This is a genomic window from Clostridium boliviensis (assembly GCF_033342255.1).
Taxonomy (GTDB): domain Bacteria; phylum Bacillota; class Clostridia; order Lachnospirales; family Lachnospiraceae; genus Lacrimispora; species Lacrimispora boliviensis.
Window position 1 is genome coordinate 117430 of the sequence record NZ_JAWONS010000179.1, and the last position, 21436, is coordinate 138865.

General features: G+C 42.6%; 16 protein-coding genes. 1 reads left to right on the top strand and 15 read right to left on the bottom strand.

All coding sequences use genetic code 11. From position 1 onward, the window contains the following. Window positions 1-11: 11 nt before the first annotated feature. The 10 genes from fsa to RZO55_RS11640 all read right to left on the bottom strand — a co-directional run bounded on the left by fsa (window position 12) and on the right by RZO55_RS11640 (window position 12254). Window positions 12-665: a fructose-6-phosphate aldolase gene (fsa, locus tag RZO55_RS11595; protein ID WP_318064441.1), complete on the bottom strand. Its 654-nt coding sequence runs from the start codon at window positions 663-665 to the stop codon at window positions 12-14. 406 nt (window positions 666-1071) lie between these two features. Further along, entirely contained in the window at window positions 1072-2502 is a 1431-nt protein-coding gene (locus RZO55_RS11600; protein ID WP_318064442.1) for a D-alanyl-D-alanine carboxypeptidase family protein, read from the bottom strand. Window positions 2503-2573: 71 nt separating this feature from the next. Then, window positions 2574-4133: a ribonuclease Y gene (rny, locus tag RZO55_RS11605; protein WP_318064443.1), complete on the bottom strand. Its 1560-nt coding sequence runs from the start codon at window positions 4131-4133 to the stop codon at window positions 2574-2576. A gap of 125 nt (window positions 4134-4258) precedes the next feature. Beyond that, window positions 4259-4867, bottom strand: a complete 609-nt coding sequence (locus tag RZO55_RS11610; RefSeq protein ID WP_318064445.1) for a regulatory protein RecX — start codon at window positions 4865-4867, stop codon at window positions 4259-4261. Between the two features lie 82 nt (window positions 4868-4949). Further along, the gene (gene recA, locus RZO55_RS11615; protein WP_318064446.1) at window positions 4950-6026 is read right to left on the bottom strand and encodes a recombinase RecA; all 1077 of its coding nucleotides are present in this window, start codon (window positions 6024-6026) and stop codon (window positions 4950-4952) included. Between the two features lie 297 nt (window positions 6027-6323). After that, complete coding sequence (locus RZO55_RS11620; protein ID WP_318064447.1) at window positions 6324-7214, bottom strand: S8 family peptidase; 891 nt, start codon at window positions 7212-7214, stop codon at window positions 6324-6326. Between the two features lie 362 nt (window positions 7215-7576). After that, complete coding sequence (locus RZO55_RS11625; RefSeq protein WP_318064449.1) at window positions 7577-8851, bottom strand: diaminopimelate decarboxylase; 1275 nt, start codon at window positions 8849-8851, stop codon at window positions 7577-7579. Between the two features lie 142 nt (window positions 8852-8993). Continuing rightward, window positions 8994-10430 carry a pyruvate kinase gene (pyk, locus tag RZO55_RS11630; protein ID WP_318064450.1) on the bottom strand — a complete coding sequence of 479 codons (1437 nt, stop codon included), beginning with the start codon at window positions 10428-10430 and terminating at the stop codon, window positions 8994-8996. A gap of 15 nt (window positions 10431-10445) precedes the next feature. Continuing rightward, window positions 10446-11294 (bottom strand): DUF1751 domain-containing protein, encoded by an 849-nt coding sequence (locus RZO55_RS11635; RefSeq protein WP_318064451.1) that lies wholly within the window; start codon window positions 11292-11294, stop codon window positions 10446-10448. A gap of 18 nt (window positions 11295-11312) precedes the next feature. Continuing rightward, window positions 11313-12254 (bottom strand): magnesium transporter CorA family protein, encoded by a 942-nt coding sequence (locus RZO55_RS11640; protein WP_318064453.1) that lies wholly within the window; start codon window positions 12252-12254, stop codon window positions 11313-11315. Window positions 12255-12505: 251 nt separating this feature from the next. Here RZO55_RS11640 and RZO55_RS11645 point away from each other — a divergent pair, with 251 nt between their 5' ends. Further along, a complete protein-coding gene (locus RZO55_RS11645) occupies window positions 12506-16747 on the top strand; it encodes an acyl-CoA dehydratase activase-related protein (protein WP_318064454.1) in 4242 nt (1413 codons plus the stop codon). 40 nt (window positions 16748-16787) lie between these two features. Here RZO55_RS11645 and RZO55_RS11650 read toward each other — a convergent pair whose 3' ends face one another. The 5 genes from RZO55_RS11650 to RZO55_RS11670 form a co-directional block, all read right to left on the bottom strand. Then, on the bottom strand, window positions 16788-17645 hold the full coding sequence (locus RZO55_RS11650; protein ID WP_318064455.1) for a DUF6179 domain-containing protein: 858 nt from the start codon (window positions 17643-17645) through the stop codon (window positions 16788-16790). Beyond that, on the bottom strand, window positions 17635-18090 hold the full coding sequence (locus tag RZO55_RS11655) for a DUF6323 family protein (protein ID WP_318064456.1): 456 nt from the start codon (window positions 18088-18090) through the stop codon (window positions 17635-17637). The genes RZO55_RS11650 and RZO55_RS11655 overlap by 11 nt, the downstream gene beginning before the upstream one ends. Before the next feature lie 113 nt (window positions 18091-18203). Next, window positions 18204-19457, bottom strand: a complete 1254-nt coding sequence (locus RZO55_RS11660) for a HAMP domain-containing sensor histidine kinase (protein ID WP_318064457.1) — start codon at window positions 19455-19457, stop codon at window positions 18204-18206. 13 nt (window positions 19458-19470) lie between these two features. Then, on the bottom strand, window positions 19471-20172 hold the full coding sequence (locus RZO55_RS11665; protein ID WP_318064458.1) for a response regulator transcription factor: 702 nt from the start codon (window positions 20170-20172) through the stop codon (window positions 19471-19473). 107 nt (window positions 20173-20279) lie between these two features. Further along, a complete protein-coding gene (locus RZO55_RS11670; RefSeq protein ID WP_336624288.1) occupies window positions 20280-21410 on the bottom strand; it encodes an ABC transporter permease in 1131 nt (376 codons plus the stop codon). Window positions 21411-21436 lie beyond the last annotated feature (26 nt).

The following is a 21436-nucleotide window of genomic DNA, read 5'->3' on the forward strand; positions in this document are numbered from 1 at the left end:
GATAATTAGTTTTATTCTCCGAATACGTTTCGGTAGTCATCCTGAAATTTTTTAATACCCTGATCCGTTAAGGGATGTCTTGTCATCTGTTCCAGCACCGGATAAGGTACTGTGGCAATATCTGCACCAGCTCTTGCACAGTCAATCACATGAATCGGATTTCGTATGCTTGCGGCTATGATTTCAGTCTCAATCTCATGAATTGAAAATATTTCGGTAATCTCACCTATGAGATCAATTCCAGGCATGGAGATGTCATCAAGTCTTCCCAGGAATGGTGATACATAGGTGGCACCAGCCCTGGCAGCCAAAAGTGCCTGAGCTGCAGAAAATACCAGAGTCACATTGGTCTTAATTCCTTCCCCTGTCAGGACTTTCACCGCCTTTAAACCTTCTGAAGTCATGGGAATCTTAACCACCATATTGGGGTGAATGGCTGCAATCTGCCGCCCTTCTTCTATCATCCCGGCTGCATCGGCTGTTGTCGCTTTTACTTCACCGCTGATGGGACCATTAACGATTGACGCAATCTCTTCTATTACCTGATTAAAATCCCTTCCTTCTTTGGCAATCAAAGACGGATTGGTGGTCACACCGCAGATAATTCCCATCTCATTGGCTTTTCTGATTTCTTCAATATTAGCTGTGTCTACAAAAAACCTCATTGATTTCTACCTCCTGATTTTTCCATGAGAGTGAACCAGTCATCCTCTTACTTACAATTTATAACTTGTACGCACCATTGCACAAGTTGTTTTTATATATTTTACCATATCTGTCCTGCAACTTCCAAATAATTCATACTTTTATAGAATGTTATATAGCACAAGAGATCCGGGTATTAATATATAAATCTATGTTTTTTCCACAATTGCATCAATAAATCAAGATAAAATGCACAATTTTGTTTTTTAATTTTGTTAATGTTTGTTAACACTTTCAAAGAAAAATGGGGTATATTATTACATGTAACCCCCCCCAATACATTATATAGTTTTTGCTACACCCCATAAGAAACGAAATACCTTCTCCGAAAAAAGACCAGCTTCCCCAGCTGGTCTTTTTCATTTTCTATTTATTCTTTTTCTTTTTGTTTCTTCGTTCATTTAAAATGCGATCAAAGTCGGCTGTATCGCCCTCTTCCTTCAAACGGCGTCTTCGTTCTTCTCTGCGAGCCGCAATTTCCCTGTTCTCTTTTCTTTTTTTCATGGCAAGCAATGCGGTCCCTGCTGCCAAAAGCAACACTCCTGCAGTGATCCCAACGGTGACAATTACTCCAATTCCCTTTTGTGAACTGGCATCTGCCTCCGCTTTTGTCTCTTCCTCATGTTCTTTTGAAGTTTCAGAAACAGACGTTTCACTCTGAGATTCCTCCTGGGCTTTTGCAAGCAGATATGTCTGTCCCACTCTCCTGTCATTATAAGAATATCGGATCAGTGCCACCGCACCTCTTGGGCTGTCCGCCGGCAGATCCGTTACCAGTTCCTTGTCAACCTGGGAGAATAGTGCACCCTTTGGAACAGTAATTACCGTATCCGGCTCCAGTTCAAGATCTGAGGGCTGATAGCTTTTCGTTCCTATGGAAACAGGCGTCTCTCCTGTGGTATACTCTGTATCATTACCTGACACCGGCAGATTTTCAAACTGGCTGAATCCAAATTCAAGAAGATCCTTTCCATCAACAAAATACTGCCTTGGACTTCCCTTTAAGATAACGGAAATCATTCTTCTTCCATCTTTTTTGGCATAAGTCACAAGGGTATTGCCTGCCTTAATCAGATACCCGGTTTTTCCTGCAACAGCCGCCGGATAATAATACTGACTGGATTCATCAGTCGTCTTTACCAGTCTGTGCTCATTATAAATGGTCAGACCCTCAGGATTGTTGGCAGTGGGGGGAATCTTATGGCTGATAGCAGAACTGATCTCCACCAGTTTTTTATTATTATAAGCAGCGCGGGCAATGAGTGCCATATCATATGCCGTTACATACTGGGTATCACCATTTAAACCGGAAGGATTGTCAAAATGACTTTCTGTGCAGCCAAGTTCTGCTAATTTGTCATTCATCATACGGACAAACTCTTCTCTGCTTCCTGCTACATGTTCTGCTAAAGCATTGGCAGCCTGATTGCAGGAATGCAGAATGAGAGAATACAGACAATCCTCCACAGACAATGTATCCCCATTGGTAACATTCAGTTTATTACCGCTTCCTTCTTCCACATTGTAAACAGAGTCCTTTGAAAATGTCACCATGTCGCTCAGGTTACTGTTCTCGAGGACAATTAAAGCAGTCAGTATCTTCGTAATACTTGCCGGCGGATAAGCGGCGTGTATATTCTGTCCAAAGATAACGGTTCCTGAATCTGCATCAATCACAATTCCCGCCTCTGCCTGTATCCCTGTGTCAGACGGCCAGTCCGGTTTTGCATAAACGGTCATAAGAAACAGCTGGCAAATCAGTATGCAGCTTAACAGTACTTTTATCCGACGTTTCACGTATCATCCTCCTGACATGAAATATGCCCTAAAGCCGCACAAGATTAAGTATACGGTTTTAGGGCATTATTTTACTTCGCGTAATCTGTAACTCTGGACTCCCGGATCACGTTAACCTTAATCTGTCCCGGATACTCTAAAGAATCTTCAATCTTCTTAGAGATATCACGCGCCAGAAGCACCATATCATCATCGTTGATCTGATCGGGAACTACCATAATCCGAACTTCGCGTCCCGCCTGAATGGCAAAGGACTTGTCCACTCCCTTAAAGGAGTTGGTGATATCTTCTAACTGTTTTAATCTGTTTGTATATGTTTCCAGAGTCTCTCTTCGTGCACCAGGTCTTGCAGCAGATATGGTATCTGCAGCCTGAACGATGCAGGCAATCAGACTCTGTGGTTCTACATCACCATGATGTGATTCCACGGTGTTCAATACGATTGCGGATTCCTTGTATTTCTTACACAACTCCAGACCCAGCTGAATATGAGAACCTTCCATCTCATGATCCACAGCTTTTCCAATATCATGTAATAAACCGGCACGTTTTGCCATACGGATATCAAGACCGATCTCCCCGGCTAACAACCCGGATAACTGAGCGACCTCGATAGAATGCTTTAACGCATTCTGTCCATAACTTGTTCTGTATTTCAGTTTGCCAAGCAAACGGATGAGTTCCGGATGCAGTCCGTGAATCCCTACTTCAAGAGCGGCTGCTTCTCCCTCTTCACGCATGTTGGTCTCAACTTCTTTTTGCGCCTTCTCCACCATCTCCTCAATTCTGGCTGGGTGAATACGTCCATCCACAATGAGGCGTTCCAATGCGATTCTAGCTACTTCTCTACGAACCGGATCAAATCCGGATAAAACAACTGCCTCCGGGGTATCATCAATAATCAATTCCACACCCGTCAAGGTCTCTAATGTACGGATGTTGCGGCCTTCTCTACCAATTATACGGCCCTTCATCTCGTCATTAGGAAGCTGAACAACCGAGACGGTTGTCTCTGCAACATGATCTGCTGCACATCGTTGAATGGCAGTAACCACGTATTCTTTTGCTTTCTTATCAGCTTCTTCTTTTGCTCTGTTTTCCAGTTCCTTAATTAATTTCGCAGTGTCATGTTTAACATCATCTTCAACAGATTTTAAAAGATATTCTTTTGCCTGTTCGGAGGTAAGTCCGGAAATTTTTTCCAGTTCCTGAATGCCTTTCTCATAGAGAGATTCTACTTCTGAATTTCTTTTATTCAGGGCTTCCTCTCGAGCAGCAAGACCTGCTTCTCGTTTTTCCATCGTCTCAGACTTCTTGTCCAAGTTTTCTTCCTTGTTTAGTACTCGTCTTTCATAACGTTGAAGCTCAGCTCTTCTTTCCCTGGTTTCCTTTTCCAGTTCGTTTTTAGTCTTTAAAGACTCTTCTTTCGCCTCAAGGAGAGCTTCACGCTTCTTTGTCTCAGCGGTCTTTAATGCTTCATCTATTATTTCCCGGGATTTTTCTTCTGCAGAGCCAATCTTGCTTTCGTAAGTGTTCTTACGGTATGCGGTCGCAGCTGACCAGGCAATAAAAGCAACTACTACTGATGCAATGATCGTAATCAATGCAGCCGTGAATACTGATACTGACACAGGAGCACCTCCTTATTTTATTTTCATTGTACAACAATACAACACTACAATTTTAAACTGTTTTATACATTATGTCAAGTATTTCACTCCCGTTTCCGGTATACTTATACACATTTTCACTATTGTCAGTCATCGACAAAAATTTCACCTAAAACACGGCTTACCGCTTCATAAGAGAAGCCTTTTCTTCCGAGGGATGCCATCACTTTACTCTTCTCTCTGGCGTCCATTTGTTTCGGACACAAGCGCTTTTTCCTGATATAATCCCGTATTATGGCGGCCTCATCAACCGGCTGTTCCTTTAAAATATCTCCGACTGTTTCCTTATCCAGACCTTTTCTCTGCAGCTCAAACCGAATCTGTCTTTCACTCTTTCTTCTGGAATTAAATTCCACATACCTTCTGGCATAATCTTCATCGTTAATAAACCGATGATTTTTTAAAAAATCAATGGCATAATCAATGGCTTCCTGTGGATAATATCCCTCTTTTAACTTTCTTCGCAGCTCCTGCTCCGTCTTATCGGAGGATTTGAGAAGAAACAAAACCCGTTCCCTGGCTCTCTTACACAGAATCTCTCTGATTATCTCTTCATAAACATCCCTGGTGATCTCGCTGCCTTCCTCAATGGAAAACCGTCTTAATTCCCCTCTATAAAGAACAAGAGTAAAGTCATCATCAAGAATGACTTTACTCCTGCGTTTATCGACGGGCACAATCTCTGTTACTGTCATATATGCCCCTTTTCCTATTAATCATTCTGTCCCTGCCTGGCCCCTTCTTTTTCAGCTTCAGGCAGATGGGAATCCAGTGGTCCTATTCTTTCGGCCCGGTCTTGCTCTCTTCCGGCTTTATGCGCTTACTTTCCTTTTCCGGAGCCCCTGCAACCGCTTTTTCCTCTGCTAGGTTATACTTTCCCCGAACCTTGTTTTCAATCTCCAGACAAACGGCGGGATTGTCCTGAAGATAGATCTTGGAATTTTCTCTTCCCTGACCAATCTTTACATTATTGTAAGCGAACCATGCACCGCTTTTCTCAACGATGTTCTCTTTTACAGCCAGATCCAGAATATCGCCTTCTTTCGAAATCCCCTTACCAAACATGATATCAAATTCCGCCTCTTTAAACGGAGGGGCAATTTTATTCTTCACTACCTTTATACGGGCTCTGTTGCCGACCACGTCGCCGCTCTGCTTTAAGGTCTCAATCTTACGAATGTCCATGCGGACAGAGGCATAAAATTTCAGTGCGCGTCCGCCTGTAGTTGTCTCCGGGCTGCCAAACATGACTCCTACCTTTTCACGAAGCTGGTTAATGAATAAAACAATACAATTGGACTTGCTGATCACAGCAGTCAGCTTCCGGAGAGCCTGAGACATGAGCCTTGCCTGAAGACCCACATGAGAATCACCCATATCTCCCTCGATCTCGGCTTTTGGCACCAGGGCCGCTACAGAGTCTATAATGATGATATCAACTGCACCGGACCGAACCATGGTCTCTGTTATCTCAAGAGCCTGTTCCCCGTTATCCGGCTGGGATATATATAAATTGTCTATATCGACTCCTATATGTTTAGCATATACAGGATCAAGCGCATGCTCCGCATCAATAAAGCCTGCGATTCCGCCACGCTTCTGAACTTCTGCCACCATATGAAGCGCAACTGTGGTTTTACCACTGGATTCCGGTCCATAGATCTCCACAACTCTTCCCTTGGGAATGCCTCCAAGACCTAGTGCAATATCCAGACTTAATGCTCCGGTCGGTATGGTCTCTACATTCATATTGGTTCCTGAATCTCCCAATTTCATGACAGATCCTTTTCCATATGCTTTCTCTATCTGGGTAAGTGCGGCATCCAGTGCTTTCAGCTTATCATCTTTATTCATCTTATCCTCCAACACGAACAAACGTTCTTTTTCTATATATAATAATAGTATACTTCGTTACAAATGTCAACCTGTATTTTATGCTTCTTCAATCATATGCATCACACTCCTGCTTCTGTCTGTTCAAAATGCACGGTTACTTTGGAAATTAGGGCGAAACGCCTGAATAGGAAACTAAAAGGCAGACTGCCTTAGACTTCCGTTTAACTATAGCACACAGAATCAGGCTCTGCAAGTTTTTTCTGCCTGAAACAGGGAACGGACCGCCCTAAGTAAAAGGCGGTCCATGTTCCGGTTCTAGAGTAAAAGCTGTTCCACATCAAGCATTCCCCAGCCCTGCTGGTTCATGGGAAGCCCGGTATCCACAGCCCGTTCTCTCAGCATCAATTTTACATCCCGGTTACTCATATACGGATATTTCTGCAGTAAAAGCGCAATGGCCCCTGAAATCAGAGGCGTGGACATGGAGGTTCCACTTTTTGTCTGATACTGTCCCGGTTCGTTGGAACAGCTTATAATCCCAGCTCCGGGCGCGATAATTTCCGGCTTACAGATGCAGGCTCCGGTAGGCCCCCTGCCAGAGTAGTCAATCATCCGGTTTCCCATAACATTTACTTCTTTGTAATCATCAGAGCACCCTACAGTGATCACCTTCCGGCTGATTCCCGGGGTTGTAATGGTATTAGTTCCCGGTCCCATATTTCCTGCTGCCACACACACCACCAGCCCATCATCCCAGGCCGCATTCACCCCTCTTACCAGAACTGAATTTTCTGTCATCCCTTTTCTCGAAAAGGAACCAACGGAAATATTTACAATCCGGATTCCGTACCGCTCCCTGTTGTCACGGATCCATTTCAGTCCGGAAAGCACATCCGAAGCATATCCATTTCCTTTTTTATCCAATACTTTCAGCATAATAATATGACACTCCGGGGCGATACCCATATAAAGGCCGTCGGATGCTTTGCCGCTTCCCGCTATAATCCCGGATATATGGGTACCATGACCGTTGTCATCGTAGGGCTCCCGCCTGCGGTGAACTATATCTACAAAAGCTGCCAATCTATGTTCAAGATCCTCATGAAGGTAAATTCCCGTATCAAGAACTGCAACACCGATGCCGCGCCCGGTTAAACCCATGCGTATGGCACTGTCGCAGTGTATCACTTCTCTCACCTGATTCACAGTCCGCTACCTGATTCCTTTTTTTATTAGGATATTCCGGTACGTTCCCCATGGTTTCATTTCCAGGCTAAAATGCTGGATGGAATTTGCCGTATACATCTTTGATTCTCAAATCCGCTTCAAATATATTAAGAAAATCTTCATAATCTATTCAAACAATATACAAACTTTTCCAGATGTGGTGTGTTATACTAAATACATAAGAAATGCACAACGTAACAATTATCCTTTCACCCTTTTTGAAAATCCGAAAATCCTAAGAAAAATCCCCCTGTGTCTATGACACAGGGATTTTTCTGTGTTATGGAAAAAATCCCGCTCTCAGATGACTGAAAACGGGATTTTGTTCATTTATTTTAATTCTATTCGTATTTTACATTTTTAAGCACATCAAAACAGTCAAACGTTGCAAAATAATCCTTTGCCGTCTCTGCCCTGCGGATCAGCTGCACAGAACCATCCTCTTTAAGCAGCAGCTCTGCAGATTTTAATTTTCCATTATAATTATAACCCATAGCATAGCCGTGAGCGCCGGTGTCGTGAATGAAAAGCAGATCTCCTGCAGATATCTCAGGCAGCATGCGGTCAATGGCAAATTTATCGTTATTCTCACAAAGTGATCCTACAACATCGTACTTATGGCTGCAGGGAGCCTCTTCTTTTCCCATAACCGTTATGTGATGGTAAGCGCCGTACATGGCTGGTCTCATAAGATTCACGGCACAGGCATCTACTCCTACATACTCCTTATGGGTATGTTTTTCATGAATTGCTCTGGTAACCAGTGCGCCATAAGGTCCTAACATAAAGCGGCCAAGCTCCGTACAGATCGCCACATCTCCCATTCCTTCGGGAACCAGCACTTCCTCATATACCTTTCTTACCCCTTCGCCGATGGCCATGATATCATTGGGTTCCTGACCAGGGTGATAGGGAATTCCGATTCCACCGGAAAGATTAATAAAGGTTATCTCTGCTCCTGTCTCCTTTTTTAACTTAACTGCAAGTTCAAAAAGAACTTTTGCAAGAAGGGGATAGTACTCTGTAGTCACCGTATTGCTTGCAAGGAATGCATGAATGCCAAATTTCTTTGCTCCCTTGCTCTTTAAAATACGAAATGCCTCGAAGATCTGTTCTGTCGTCATACCATACTTGGAATCTCCCGGATTATCCATAATATCATTGCTGATCTTAAAAATTCCACCAGGATTATAACGGCAGCTGATGGTTTCCGGAATATGTCCGATCGCTTTTTCCAGAAAATCAATATGCGTGATGTCATCCAGATTAATGATGCCTCCGATACGGTCTGCAAACTGGAATTCCTCAGCAGGCGTATCATTGGAGGAAAACATAATATCAGAACCGGAAAATCCAATGGCATCAGACATCATAAGCTCCGTCATAGAAGAACAGTCTGCTCCGCATCCATACTCTTTTAATATATTTAAAATAAAGGGGTTGGGGGTTGCCTTTACCGCAAAATATTCCCGAAATCCCTGATTCCAGGCAAATGCTTCTTTTAATTTCTGTGCATTCTCCCTGATGCCCTTTTCATCGTATAAATGGAAGGGAGTTGGATAATCTTTCACAATTTCTTCTAATTGTTCTCTGGTTACAAATGGTCGTTTCTCCATTGCTTTCCTCTCCTCTCATATCGTTACCATATGCAGAAAAGAGCCCTCTCCGGCACATCTGCTGGTAAGCTACATTGTACCGGGGATAGACTCTTTTGTCTACACTTTTTGTATAAATATTCAGAATTACTGTAATAAGCTATTAATCGACAGTTACAACACGCATGATATTGGTGTGGGCTGCAGGTTCATGCTTTCTTGCAGGGCTGACAACACCAGCGGTTACAACTACCACATCGTTCTCTTTAACAATCTCTTTCAATTTTAACAGTTCTAAAGAAGAATAAATTAAAACGTCTGTGGATTCAGCACGTCTTGCCTGGAATGGCACAACTCCCCAATACAGCTGCATCTGGCGAAGAGCAGATGCACTTGGAGATAAACCGATAATTAAACTTTCCGGTCTCCATTTGGATAAAAGTCTTGTGGTAAAACCGGTAATACTTGGAGCCACAATTACCTTTGCTCCCAGGTCGTGAGCGGTGGCTACAGAAGAGTAGCATACTGCGTTTGATACGTTTTGTGTATTCACTGCAGATACCTTACGCTGTCTGTATCCGGAGTAATCTAAGTGTTTCTCCGTTTCCTCTACGATGGAAGCCATCATGGAAAGTGCTTCTACCGGATATTTTCCCATCGCGGTTTCACCGGAAAGCATAACTGCATCAGTTCCGTCATATACCGCATTGGCAACGTCCGTTACTTCCGCTCTGGTCGGGCGTGGGTTGCGGATCATGGAATCTAACATCTGTGTTGCAGTAATAACCGGTTTGCAGGCTTCATTACATTTCTGAATAATGCTCTTCTGGATAAAAGGTACTTCCTGAGCCGGAATCTCAACTCCCATATCACCACGGGCTACCATGATTCCATCACTGACCTCAATGATCTCATCCAGATTTTCAATGCCTTCTGCATTCTCTATCTTTGCAATAACTGCAATATCAGAACCATTCTCTGCCAGAATATCCTTAATTTCACGTACCGCATCAGCTGTACGTACAAAGGAAGCAGCAATAAAGTCAAAGCCCTGTTCAATACCAAAACGGATATCTGCTTTGTCCTTATCAGTAAGAGCAGGAAGTTTAATCTTCACATTGGGAACATTGACTCCCTTTCTCTCTCCCAGTTCGCCGCCGTTTACAATTCTGCAGGCGATTTCGCTGCCCTTGACTTCTAAAACTTCCAGTTCAATCAGACCATCATCAATCAAAATACGGTTGCCGGCTGCTACATCATCGTTTAAGCCGTCGTAGTTGATATGACCCCTGGTCTCATCTCCTACAATCTCATCTGTTGTGAGAACATAGGTATCACCTTCTTTTAAGGTAACTTTTTTTCCATCTTTTAAAAGTCCGGTACGGATCTCCGGTCCTTTAGTATCAAGAAGAGCAGCGATCGGAAGGCTTAATTCCTCACGAATGCTTTTAAGCATTTCAAGACGTGCTTTCTGTTCCTCATAGTCACCATGTGAGAAGTTAAATCTGGCGATATCCATTCCGTGCTCAGCAAGTGATTTCATCAGTGCGCGGTCATTTGTGTTTGGTCCCATCGTGCATATAATTTTGGTTCTCTTCATTATTATCCTCCGTAGCTAGTTAGTCGTATCACCGGTTGTGGGGTTGTCCGATGTTACATGTTTATGTGTATATAAATGCTCGGAACAGTATTCTAAACTGCCTTCACATTTTGAACAATAACGGAATTCCAGGTTTGGGGAATCCTTTTCGGTCCTGCCGCATACGGCGCACTTATGATGGGTTCCTCCCTGGGGCATAATTTTCATCTGACGGTGAAAATTCTGCTTTCTTTTTATTTCCCTCGGATTAAACCGGTTTAAATCCCGGGTCAGAAGGAAAAACACAAAGAAGTTAATTAACGACATTACAATTGTAATTCTGATTGCCATATTTCCCATAATAAACTCATAGAGGAAATAGATTCCATTAAATAAAGCCATCCATTTGGCTTTGATTGGAATTACAAAAAACAGAAGAAATTCCAGATCAGGAAATGTCGCAGCAAAAGCAAAAAACAGAGAATAGTTTAAAAATTCCGTGGTCAGATAGATATTCTGCTTGAAAAAGATGTAAACAACCAAAGCGGCTGCTACATGACCGATCACTCCCATAAAGAAGTAAACATTAAACCGGAAAGCCCCCCAGATTCTCTCTAAGTTAACTCCCAGCATATAATAGAGATACATGCCGATCAGACTTCCGAAAAGACTTCCTCCGCCTGGCGGATAAATCATGAAGGTAACAACTCTCCATACCTGACCGCTTAAAATCTTCTGTGCATCGAGAGCTAAATACTGTACATAAAACCCCGGTGTAAAAAGCTGTAAAAACAGCCCGGTCCCATACATGCCAATAATATAGTACATAAGATTCGGAATGGCATATTTTCTGAATCTGCGTTCCAGATTATAAAAAAATTTCATGCGTTCAACCTTCCTAAGCTAAAACAAATCCTTTTTTGAAAAAATCCAGGCAACACTCAGTGTCAGAATCAATGTAAGACCAAGTACAATCCAAAAACCATATGGACTGTGGGCAAAAGGAACGCCAACAGGGTTAACATTCATACCATAAAAGCTTGCTACCATAGTCGGGATAGACATTACAATGGTGATAGTTGCCAAAAATTTCATAACAATATTTAAGTTGTTGGAAATAACGGAAGCAAATGCATCCATAGTTCCGCTTAAAATACCACTGTAGATATTCGCCATCTCAATCGCCTGCTTGTTCTCGACGATAACATCCTCAAGAAGCTCGGTATCCTCCGGATATTTCTTAATCTTTTCATTCCTCATGAGCTTTTCTAACACTACTTCATTGGAACGCAGCGAAGTGGTAAAATACACCAGACTCTTTTCCAGTTCCAGCAGCTCAATCAGTTCCCGGTTCTTTGTGGACTTATGAAGTTTTTCTTCTACAACTGCACTTTTTTTATCAATTACTCTTAAATACTGTAAGTATAATGATGCGTTCTTATAAAGAATCTGGAGAATAAAACGGGTCTTCATATAAGTATGAAAATCCCTGACTCTTCCATCCATAAAGGCATTTAACACTGTGGTTTCTTCCAGGCATACCGTTATGATTGCGTCATCGGTTGTAATGATTCCCATAGGGATTGTTACATACCAGTCTTTCCCGCCCCTTTCCTCAATGGTAGGAACGTCAACAAGAATCAAGGTGTAATTATTCTCAGTCTCAATACGGGAACGCTCTTCCTCATCAAGAGGAGCCCTTAAATCATCGGGATCGATACGATAGGTATCAGCGATCTCCAATATCTCCGTAGCTGTGGGATTGGTAAGTGCTACCCAGCACCCCGGAGAAAGCTCATCCTTTTGATGAATCAGGCCGTCTTCTGTTTTATAAATCTGAATCATAGCTTTTCCCCCTTCTACGGAATTAATCCTGCATACTTTGGCGGACTTTGACTTATACATTATAGTTTCCCAGACCATTTTTGTCAAACGAAATGCTACCGCAATTTGTGAACTTACACAAATTTTACTAAGATTAACATTATTTTAGCATATACAGGCAATTGTTTTATTTCTTATTTTATGTTAAACTGATGTCCGGTGAGTCAGTAACTTACTTTTACCTAAAAGGAGGCAGGGGTTACCCCGCACATATGAATACATATAATACACTGGGAATCGATATCGGTTCCACTACCGTAAAGATTGCTATTTTAGACAAAAATCAACAGCTTTTATTTGCTGATTACGAGCGGCATTATGCTAACATACAGGAAACACTGGCAGGCCTTTTAAAGAAGGCCTATGAACAGTTAGGGCCAATGGAGCTTGTCCCTTCTATAACCGGATCCGGCGGGCTTACTCTGTCCAGGCATTTAAAGACTCCCTTTGTACAGGAAGTAGTTGCAGTTGCCGCTTCCCTTAAGGATTATGCCCCGCAGACCGACGTGGCAATCGAGTTGGGCGGAGAAGATGCAAAAATAATTTATTTTACCGGCGGCATTGACCAGAGAATGAACGGAATCTGTGCCGGAGGTACCGGTTCCTTTATCGACCAGATGGCTTCACTATTACAGACGGATGCCAAAGGTCTTGATGAATATGCTGCCAACTACAAAGCCATCTATCCAATCGCTGCACGGTGCGGCGTATTTGCCAAAACGGATATACAGCCACTTATTAATGAAGGAGCCACCAGAGAGGATCTGGCTGCCTCTATATTTCAGGCAGTCGTAAACCAGACGATCAGCGGACTGGCATGTGGTAAACCCATTCGAGGCAATGTGGCGTTCTTAGGAGGACCGCTTCACTTTCTTCCTGAACTGAGAAAAGCCTTTATCCGTACGTTAAACCTTACGGGAGATGCCATTATTGCTCCGGATCATAGCCATCTTTTCGCTGCCATTGGTGCTGCCATGTGCACAGAAGGAAAGACAGATGTAATAACAACTCTTGAGAATATGATCTCCCGATTATCAAATGGTATTCGGATGGAATTTGAAGTAAAACGAATGGAACCACTGTTTGCAGGTCAGGAAGATTACGATGAATTCATCCGCCGCCACAACAGCCATTGTGTGAAGAAAGGCGAATTATCCTCCTATCATGGCAAATGCTTTTTAGGGATCGATGCCGGGTCCACCACCACGAAGGTTGCCGTGGTTGGAGAAGACGGTACCCTGCTTTACAGTTTTTACAGCAGCAACAATGGCTCTCCGCTTTCAACCGCCATCCTTGCCATAAAAGAGATTAAGGAACAGATGCCATCAGACAGCCAGATTGTATGGTCCTGCTCAACCGGGTACGGCGAGGCCTTATTAAAGGCTGCCTTTCTCCTTGATGAGGGAGAAGTTGAGACGATTTCCCACTACTATGCGGCAGCATTTTTTGAGCCGGAAGTTGATTGTATCTTAGATATTGGCGGACAGGATATGAAGTGCATCCGCATTAAGAATAATACGGTAGACAGTGTCCAGTTAAACGAGGCATGCTCTTCCGGATGCGGTTCCTTTATTGAAACCTTTGCCAATTCCTTAAACTATAAAGTGGAAGATTTTGCTATTGAAGCTATTTTTGCAAAGAACCCCACAGATCTTGGAACCCGATGTACTGTTTTTATGAACTCCAATGTAAAGCAGGCTCAGAAAGAAGGCGCCCAGGTTTCCGACATTTCCGCAGGACTTGCGTACTCCGTCATTAAAAACGCCTTATTTAAGGTAATTAAAATAACAAATGCCTCTGATTTAGGAGAGCATGTGGTAGTCCAGGGCGGTACCTTCTATAATAATGCTGTGCTCCGCAGTTTTGAAAAAATAGCAGGGTGTGAAGCTGTCAGACCTGATATTGCCGGAATTATGGGCGCATTTGGAGCCGCACTAATCGCAAGAGAGCGTTATAATGGATCTGCAAAGACATCTATGCTGGATCTTGATAAGATCCTTACTCTCCACTATGAGACTTCCATGAGCCGGTGTAAGGGCTGTACCAACAACTGTGTACTCACTGTTAACCGGTTCGACGGCGGACGCCAGTTTATCTCAGGAAACCGCTGTGAACGGGGACTTGGTAAGGAAAAAACAAGGCGGGAAATTCCCAACCTGTTTGATTACAAAAACCACCGCATGTTTGATTACGAGCCGTTAAGCAATGATCTGGCGACCCGGGGAATCATCGGAATCCCGCGAGTTTTAAACCTGTATGAGAATTACCCCTTCTGGGCTGTATTTTTCCATACATTAAAATTCCGCACCATGCTGTCCCCCCAGTCCACCAAAAAGATCTATGAACTGGGTATTGAATCCATTCCCAGTGAATCAGAATGCTATCCGGCAAAAATTGCACACGGGCACGTAGAATGGCTGATTAAGCAGGGAATTAAAACTATTTTTTATCCCTGTATTCCATACGAACGGAATGAAAGTCCTGATGCAGGTAATCACTTTAACTGCCCGATTGTAACTTCATACGCAGAAAATATTAAAAATAACGTAGAAAGCATTAAAACAGAAGCAATCCGTTTTTTAAATCCATTTATTGCTTTCACCAATGAAGAAATAGTAACCAGACGTTTAACGGAAGTCTTTACGAAGGAATTTGGAATCCCTGCAGCAGAGATCGCAGACGCTTCCCATAAAGCATGGCTGGAGCTTTTATCCTCCCGCACAGATATGGAGAAAAAGGGAGAAGAAACCTTACGGTGGTTAAAGGAAAATAACAGACACGGCATCGTACTTGCAGGCCGGCCTTACCACGTTGATCCGGAAATTAATCACGGAATTCCCGAACTGATCACCTCCTACGGCTTTGCAGTGCTGACTGAGGATTCCGTTTCTCATCTTGCTGAGATCGAACGCCCGCTGGTAGTTACAGATCAGTGGATGTACCACACCAGGCTTTACCGGGCCGCCAGTCTGGTAAAAAAAGAAAACAATTTAGACTTAATTCAGCTCAATTCATTTGGATGCGGTCTGGATGCAGTTACAACCGACCAGGTTAATGATATCCTGACCGGTTCCGGTAAAATTTATACAGTACTAAAAATTGACGAAGTGAATAACTTAGGAGCAGCCAGAATCCGCGTGCGTTCGCTCATTGCAGCCTTAAAGGTCCGGGAGAAACGGCATTTTGAGCAAAAAGTGGTTTCCAGCGCTTACAACCGGGTCCTGTTTACCAAGGAGATGAAAAAGGAATACACCATTTTATGTCCTCAGATGTCTCCTTTGCATTTTGATCTTATACAACCAGCACTGCGGGCATTCGGCTACCGCGTGGAGGTTCTGCAGAATGATAACCGTTCTGCCATTGATACCGGTTTAAAATATGTGAACAACGACGCCTGCTATCCCTCACTGATTGTGGTGGGCCAGATCATGGACGCTCTTCTTTCCGGGAAATATGATTTAAACCGGACGGCTGTATTTATGAGCCAGACAGGGGGCGGCTGCCGTGCTTCTAACTATATTGGCTTTATCCGCAGAGCCCTGGAAAAGTCAGGAATGAGCCAGGTGCCGGTAATTTCAGTCAATGCAGGCAATATGGAGAGCAATCCCGGCTTTACCATCTCCCTTCCCATGCTGACGAAAGCCATGCAGGCAGTGGTTTACGGAGATGTATTTATGAGAGTGTTGTATGCCACACGGCCATACGAGAAGATACCTGGTTCCGCCAACTCCCTGCATGACAAATGGAAGGATCGCTGCATTGTGTCTCTGTCTAAAAAGACCGCTGACATGATGGAATTCTCCCGCAATATCAAGGGAATCATCAGAGATTTTGACAGCCTTCCAAGAAACTCGGTGAAAAAGCCAAAGGTTGGTATCGTAGGCGAAATTCTGGTGAAGTTCTCTCCTCTTGCCAATAATCGGATTGTAGAACTTCTCGAAGCCGAAGGTGCTGAAGCCGTAATGCCTGATTTAATGGACTTTTTACTTTACTGTTTCTATAATACCAACTTTAAGGCAGATTTCCTGGGTGGAAAAAAATCCACTGCTTTCTTTGCTAATATGGGTATCTCACTTCTGGAGTTTTTCCGGAAAACAGCCAAACGGGAGCTGGAAAAAAGCAAACACTTTACCGCTCCGGCTCATATCGGAAACCTTGCTGAAATGGCAGACCAGTTTGTATCCATCGGTAATCAGACCGGAGAAGGCTGGTTTTTAACGGGAGAGATGCTGGAGCTGATCCATTCAGGCACCAATAACATAGTCTGTACACAGCCATTTGGCTGTCTCCCCAATCATATTGTGGGAAAAGGTGTAATCAAGGAGTTAAGAAAGGCGTATCCTGATTCCAACATCATCGCTGTAGACTATGATCCCGGCGCCAGTGAGGTCAATCAGTTAAACCGTATTAAGCTTATGCTTTCAACTGCGCAGAAGAATCTTTTGAATGAATAAAATAAAACCGGAAGCCTTCCAAAAGGTCTTCCGGTTATTTTTACCGTCTTTCCACTGCCAAAACTGTATGAAGGCAGTTATTGCTCCATGCATTTTTCAACTCAAAGCTAAAGTCTCTTATATCCTCTTTTAAATAATGTCCCAGCACTCTATCTCCCTCATATGCAGCGTCCATCATTTCATCCACGTACTTCTTTAACTGCTCCTCTATATCCTCTCTTGTATTTGTAAGGATAAAATTCGTAAGGCGTGTTAGTTCCGCTTCGGAATACTCACATAAATCAATGGTTTTTCCTGCGATCCGGCATCCCAGTACATTTCTTAACACAACAGATGCCAGATTGATGATCAGTTCCTCATAATCACCGGAATATGCATAGAGTACATACAGAATATAATCAGCCGGCAATTTCTGCAGAAATCTCTGTTCCAAATGTGCGCAGCTTACATAAATTTCCATCAGATCGGCTCCGCATAGCGATTTTAACGGAATCAAAATCGGATAATCCAGAGTAAGAATATGGTTCATCGGATTAAAACGTGGATCGTAATACAGGAAAAATGCCGGTAATCCCTCTTGTAAGGTATCGTAACAGCACCGGTTGCCATAGTGCCGGAAATCCTCCATCATAAGGTTATATTCCTGGCGTATTTTAGAAACCTTGTCTAAGAGTCGTTCATATCCCTGTTTATAAGCCATATCTGCCGGAAGTCCGGAATCATCGGCTGCAAGCTCGCCAGGACCTGCTCCGCCATTCTCATATTCATGAATGCAATAAATGACAGCTTCCATCAACTGCCGGGCTTTTTCATATGAGATTGACGTACTTTCATTGCTTGTATACCGGGATGCAAGCTTCGCCACAACAGATATCAGTTCCTCCTGTCTATATCTCATCCTCGTCCCCGCTCTCATGATGACCAGATCTGGATTCCCGTGCATATGCCTCCAGTACAGTTTCTTCCAGATAGTCCACTGATCCCTGACAAGGACCATCGAACTGCTTTTTCATAAACTCGATCAGTTCATCATCCGGTATTTCGTCCAGAGTCTCATTTTTATACAAATAAAAAATTTCCTGTAATCGTCCCAGGGTATCCGTATAGTTTTCCTGATAAACAAACGGAGAATCACAGAAAGCAAATATCAGTTTAGGAAGAATTCCTTCTCCGAATTCCACCCTCTCCTGCTTTTTTAAGATATTTAATCTCTCTGTTAAAAGCAGGGCTGCATCTTCCTCAGACAGTTTAAGACCAAACTGTCCGGTATATTCATTTGATTTTTTTATTATTGCGGCAAAATCCCCTTCATCTTTCTGCACCAGCCATTTTTCAACGTCCATAATATACTCCTTTCTGATAAATCCACAGTTTACGCCTGTTTCAGAGGAATTACAAGACTTGAAAAAAAGTTGTTTTTGTGGTATTATATTACCATCAGATAAAGCAATTATTCTTATTTTACCGGAAATTTTATTTTCATCATATAGCTGCTGTCGTGGCTGTTCACTTCACATTCCCCACCCATTTTCTCCATCATTGATTTGATATTCTGAATTCCCATTTTTGTGCTTTCCCCATTGTTTTTGTATGGAGATATTCCATTGATGAAACATACTTCCACCTGATTTCTTAAATATTTCATCTCAATGATAACCGGCTTACCCAAATCAGCATATTTTATGATATTGGAGCTTATATTATTGACAATGCGAATTATATAGTCAATGGAAACTGCTATTTTCACCGGCTCCCACTCAATCCTGCAATCCGTATCAAACCCCTGGCTTTCCAGAAACATAATCAGATCAGAGATCACATCTTCCATGATATACTGGACCATCTGGGGTTCTTCCAGTTCTGCTTCTTTTTCTTCAGCTACCAGAACACTTTCAAACAGCTGATCCGAAAGCACTTTCATCTGCTTTGCCTTTTCTGTACATTTTTTTAAGTACTGCATCTGCTTTTCTACCTCAGGAACCTTCCCGTTAGACAGTAATTCCAGGTAGATCATTAACGTGGTAAGAGGGGTTCTCAAATCATGGGATAATCCTGTTACCAGACTCTTGTTGGCAGAACGCAGTTTTTCCCTCATCTCCATATTCTCTTTTAATGACACTCTCATCTCGTTTAAGCCCTGAGCAAGAGAAGTAAGCTCATCTGATCCCCTGATTGAAATTGCCTTTTCAAGAGAACCTCCCTTTAATACCTTTACCTCCCGCTCCAGAAGTGTGATATATGTGATCTTCTTTTCCATAAACCCGATACAGACCGCTAAAAAAACCAGTACAGCGACGATCAGAGATATGGTCATTGCAGTGAGATAAAACTGGTATCCAAAGAATCCGTCCAAATACACTTTTGCTGGTCCATCCTCAAATTGAATAACAAAATAAGGCTGACTCTTATAATAATCACTGTCACTCATAATCGAATCATAAATTACACTGTCATCTCTGTATACCGTTATATAAACCATATTCTGGCGTTCTGTCCAAGTATCAAGGGCAGACTTGTCATATGAATTGATATGATTCTTTCTTACATATTCCTGAAACTGATCTGCACTCTTCTTCTGCGCTCCTGCTATAAAAGCCTTACTGTTAAAATAAGAATCCAAAGTTTTCTGAGATGCCATACTCACTCCCAGATACACGAGAACTGCCAGGATTCCTGCTCCAATAATCACCAGTGAAAACTGCAGTTTCATGCTGTGGTAACGTTTATTCAAAGCGGTACCCCTTTCCCCATACGGTTTTTATGTGTACCGGTTCCTGGGGATTTGCCTCAATTTTCATTCTAAGCTTACGGATATGAACCATAACCGTACTGTTGGATGAATAAAAATAAGGCTCTTCCCATATGCTTTCATACAGATTCTGAGCTGAGAAAACACGTTTCGGGTGCTTCATCATAAGAAGCAGAATATTATACTCGATATCTGTCAGTTCTTTCTCTTCTTCCCCTACCCACACCTCGTTAAACTCTTCATTAATGCGGATATCATATAGTTCCAGCCATCTTTCATGAATACTGTCTGTGAACTCCTTTCCTTTGTACACACGGTATCTTCTAAGGAGTGCCTGTACTCTTGCCAGAAGCTCAGAGTAAGAAAAGGGTTTGGAAAGATAATCGTCTCCCCCTGCCATAAGTCCAATTAATTTATCCGATTCCTGAGTCTTTGCTGTAAGAAACAAAACCGGAACAAAAGACCGCTTGCGTATCTCTCTGCATGTCTTTAATCCATTCATGCCTGGCATCATGACATCTAAAATGACCATATCCGTATCTTCTGTTAAGAGCTCCAGACCTTCCTTCCCATTCTTTGCTTCTTCTACCAGATAATTCTGGCTTTCTAAAAGAATTCTCACACCTTCCCGGATATCTTCATCATCTTCAATGATTAAAATTTTTAATTGTTCCATCGCATTCCTTCCTCACCCAAAAATTTCTGTTAGAAAAATTATACTACATAACGGAAATAATTACCCTTAAATAAAATCTGAATTTTTCTGATTCTCCGTAAAAATGCTTAATCGCTTCTTAATGCATCAATAGGATTTAATCCCGCTGCTCTTCTGGCAGGCATATATCCGAAAAACAGGCCAATGGCAACGGAGACTCCAAATGCTATCAAAACGGCATTTAATGCAGGCGCTGCTGTTATGTTAATCATCTTACCCACAATAGCTGTTACAAAGCAGCCGAATATGATCCCAATGAGCCCGCCAATCGAACTGGTAACTGCCGCTTCAATAATAAACTGCTGCATGATGGCACCTTTATTTGCTCCAAGTGATTTTCGTATACCAATCTCTCTGGTACGCTCAGTCACGGAAACCAGCATGATATTCATTACTCCCACGCCGGCCACCAGTAAAGATATGCCGGCTATCCCTCCTGCAAGTCCACTTATCATTGCCATCTGCTTATTCATGGAATCGAGAACTTTACTCATAGCCATAACACGGACAAGCTCTTTATTTTTAAGAATCTCCACCACAAATTTTTGAATCCTTTCAACGCTTTCATTTGCCTTTGACACATTTCTGACAGTGAATATGTAATCCCCTATATTGGCATTCTTTTCTATTTTAACTGCAACCGTAAAAGGAATCCAGACAAAATCATCTTCTCCTCCGCTTTCTGAATACTGTTTGTTTTTTATTTCATATACACCCACTATATCAAATGTGTTTTCTCCTATTTTTATTTTTTTACCTACCGCATTTTCTTCGGCTCCATATAGCTTCTTAGCCACATATCCCCCAATCACACAAATCCTCTGTCTGGATTCAATGTCGGAATAAAGTATGGAACGTCCTGCTTTAATCTTCAGCCCCTTCATATCTCCATACTGCTCACTGCACCCTGAAACCGCTGTATATTTAAGTGATTTTTCTCCGTTTCGTACTTTCCCGGAAACATTCACAACCGGACTCATACGTTCAAATATATTGGTATTTTCTTCATAAAATCCATACATCTGCCCACTATTTACGGCCCTTGATGAAAGGTTGGTCACATTAACCTGTATCTGATTGGCACCCATATCGGAGAAACTTTTCATTACACTATCCATGTAACCGTTAATCAGGCTCACCAGGACAATCACAGCGGCTACTCCGATTATAATTCCCAGCATTGTCAGAAAAGAGCGCATTTTATTGCCCCATATACTTCTTAGTG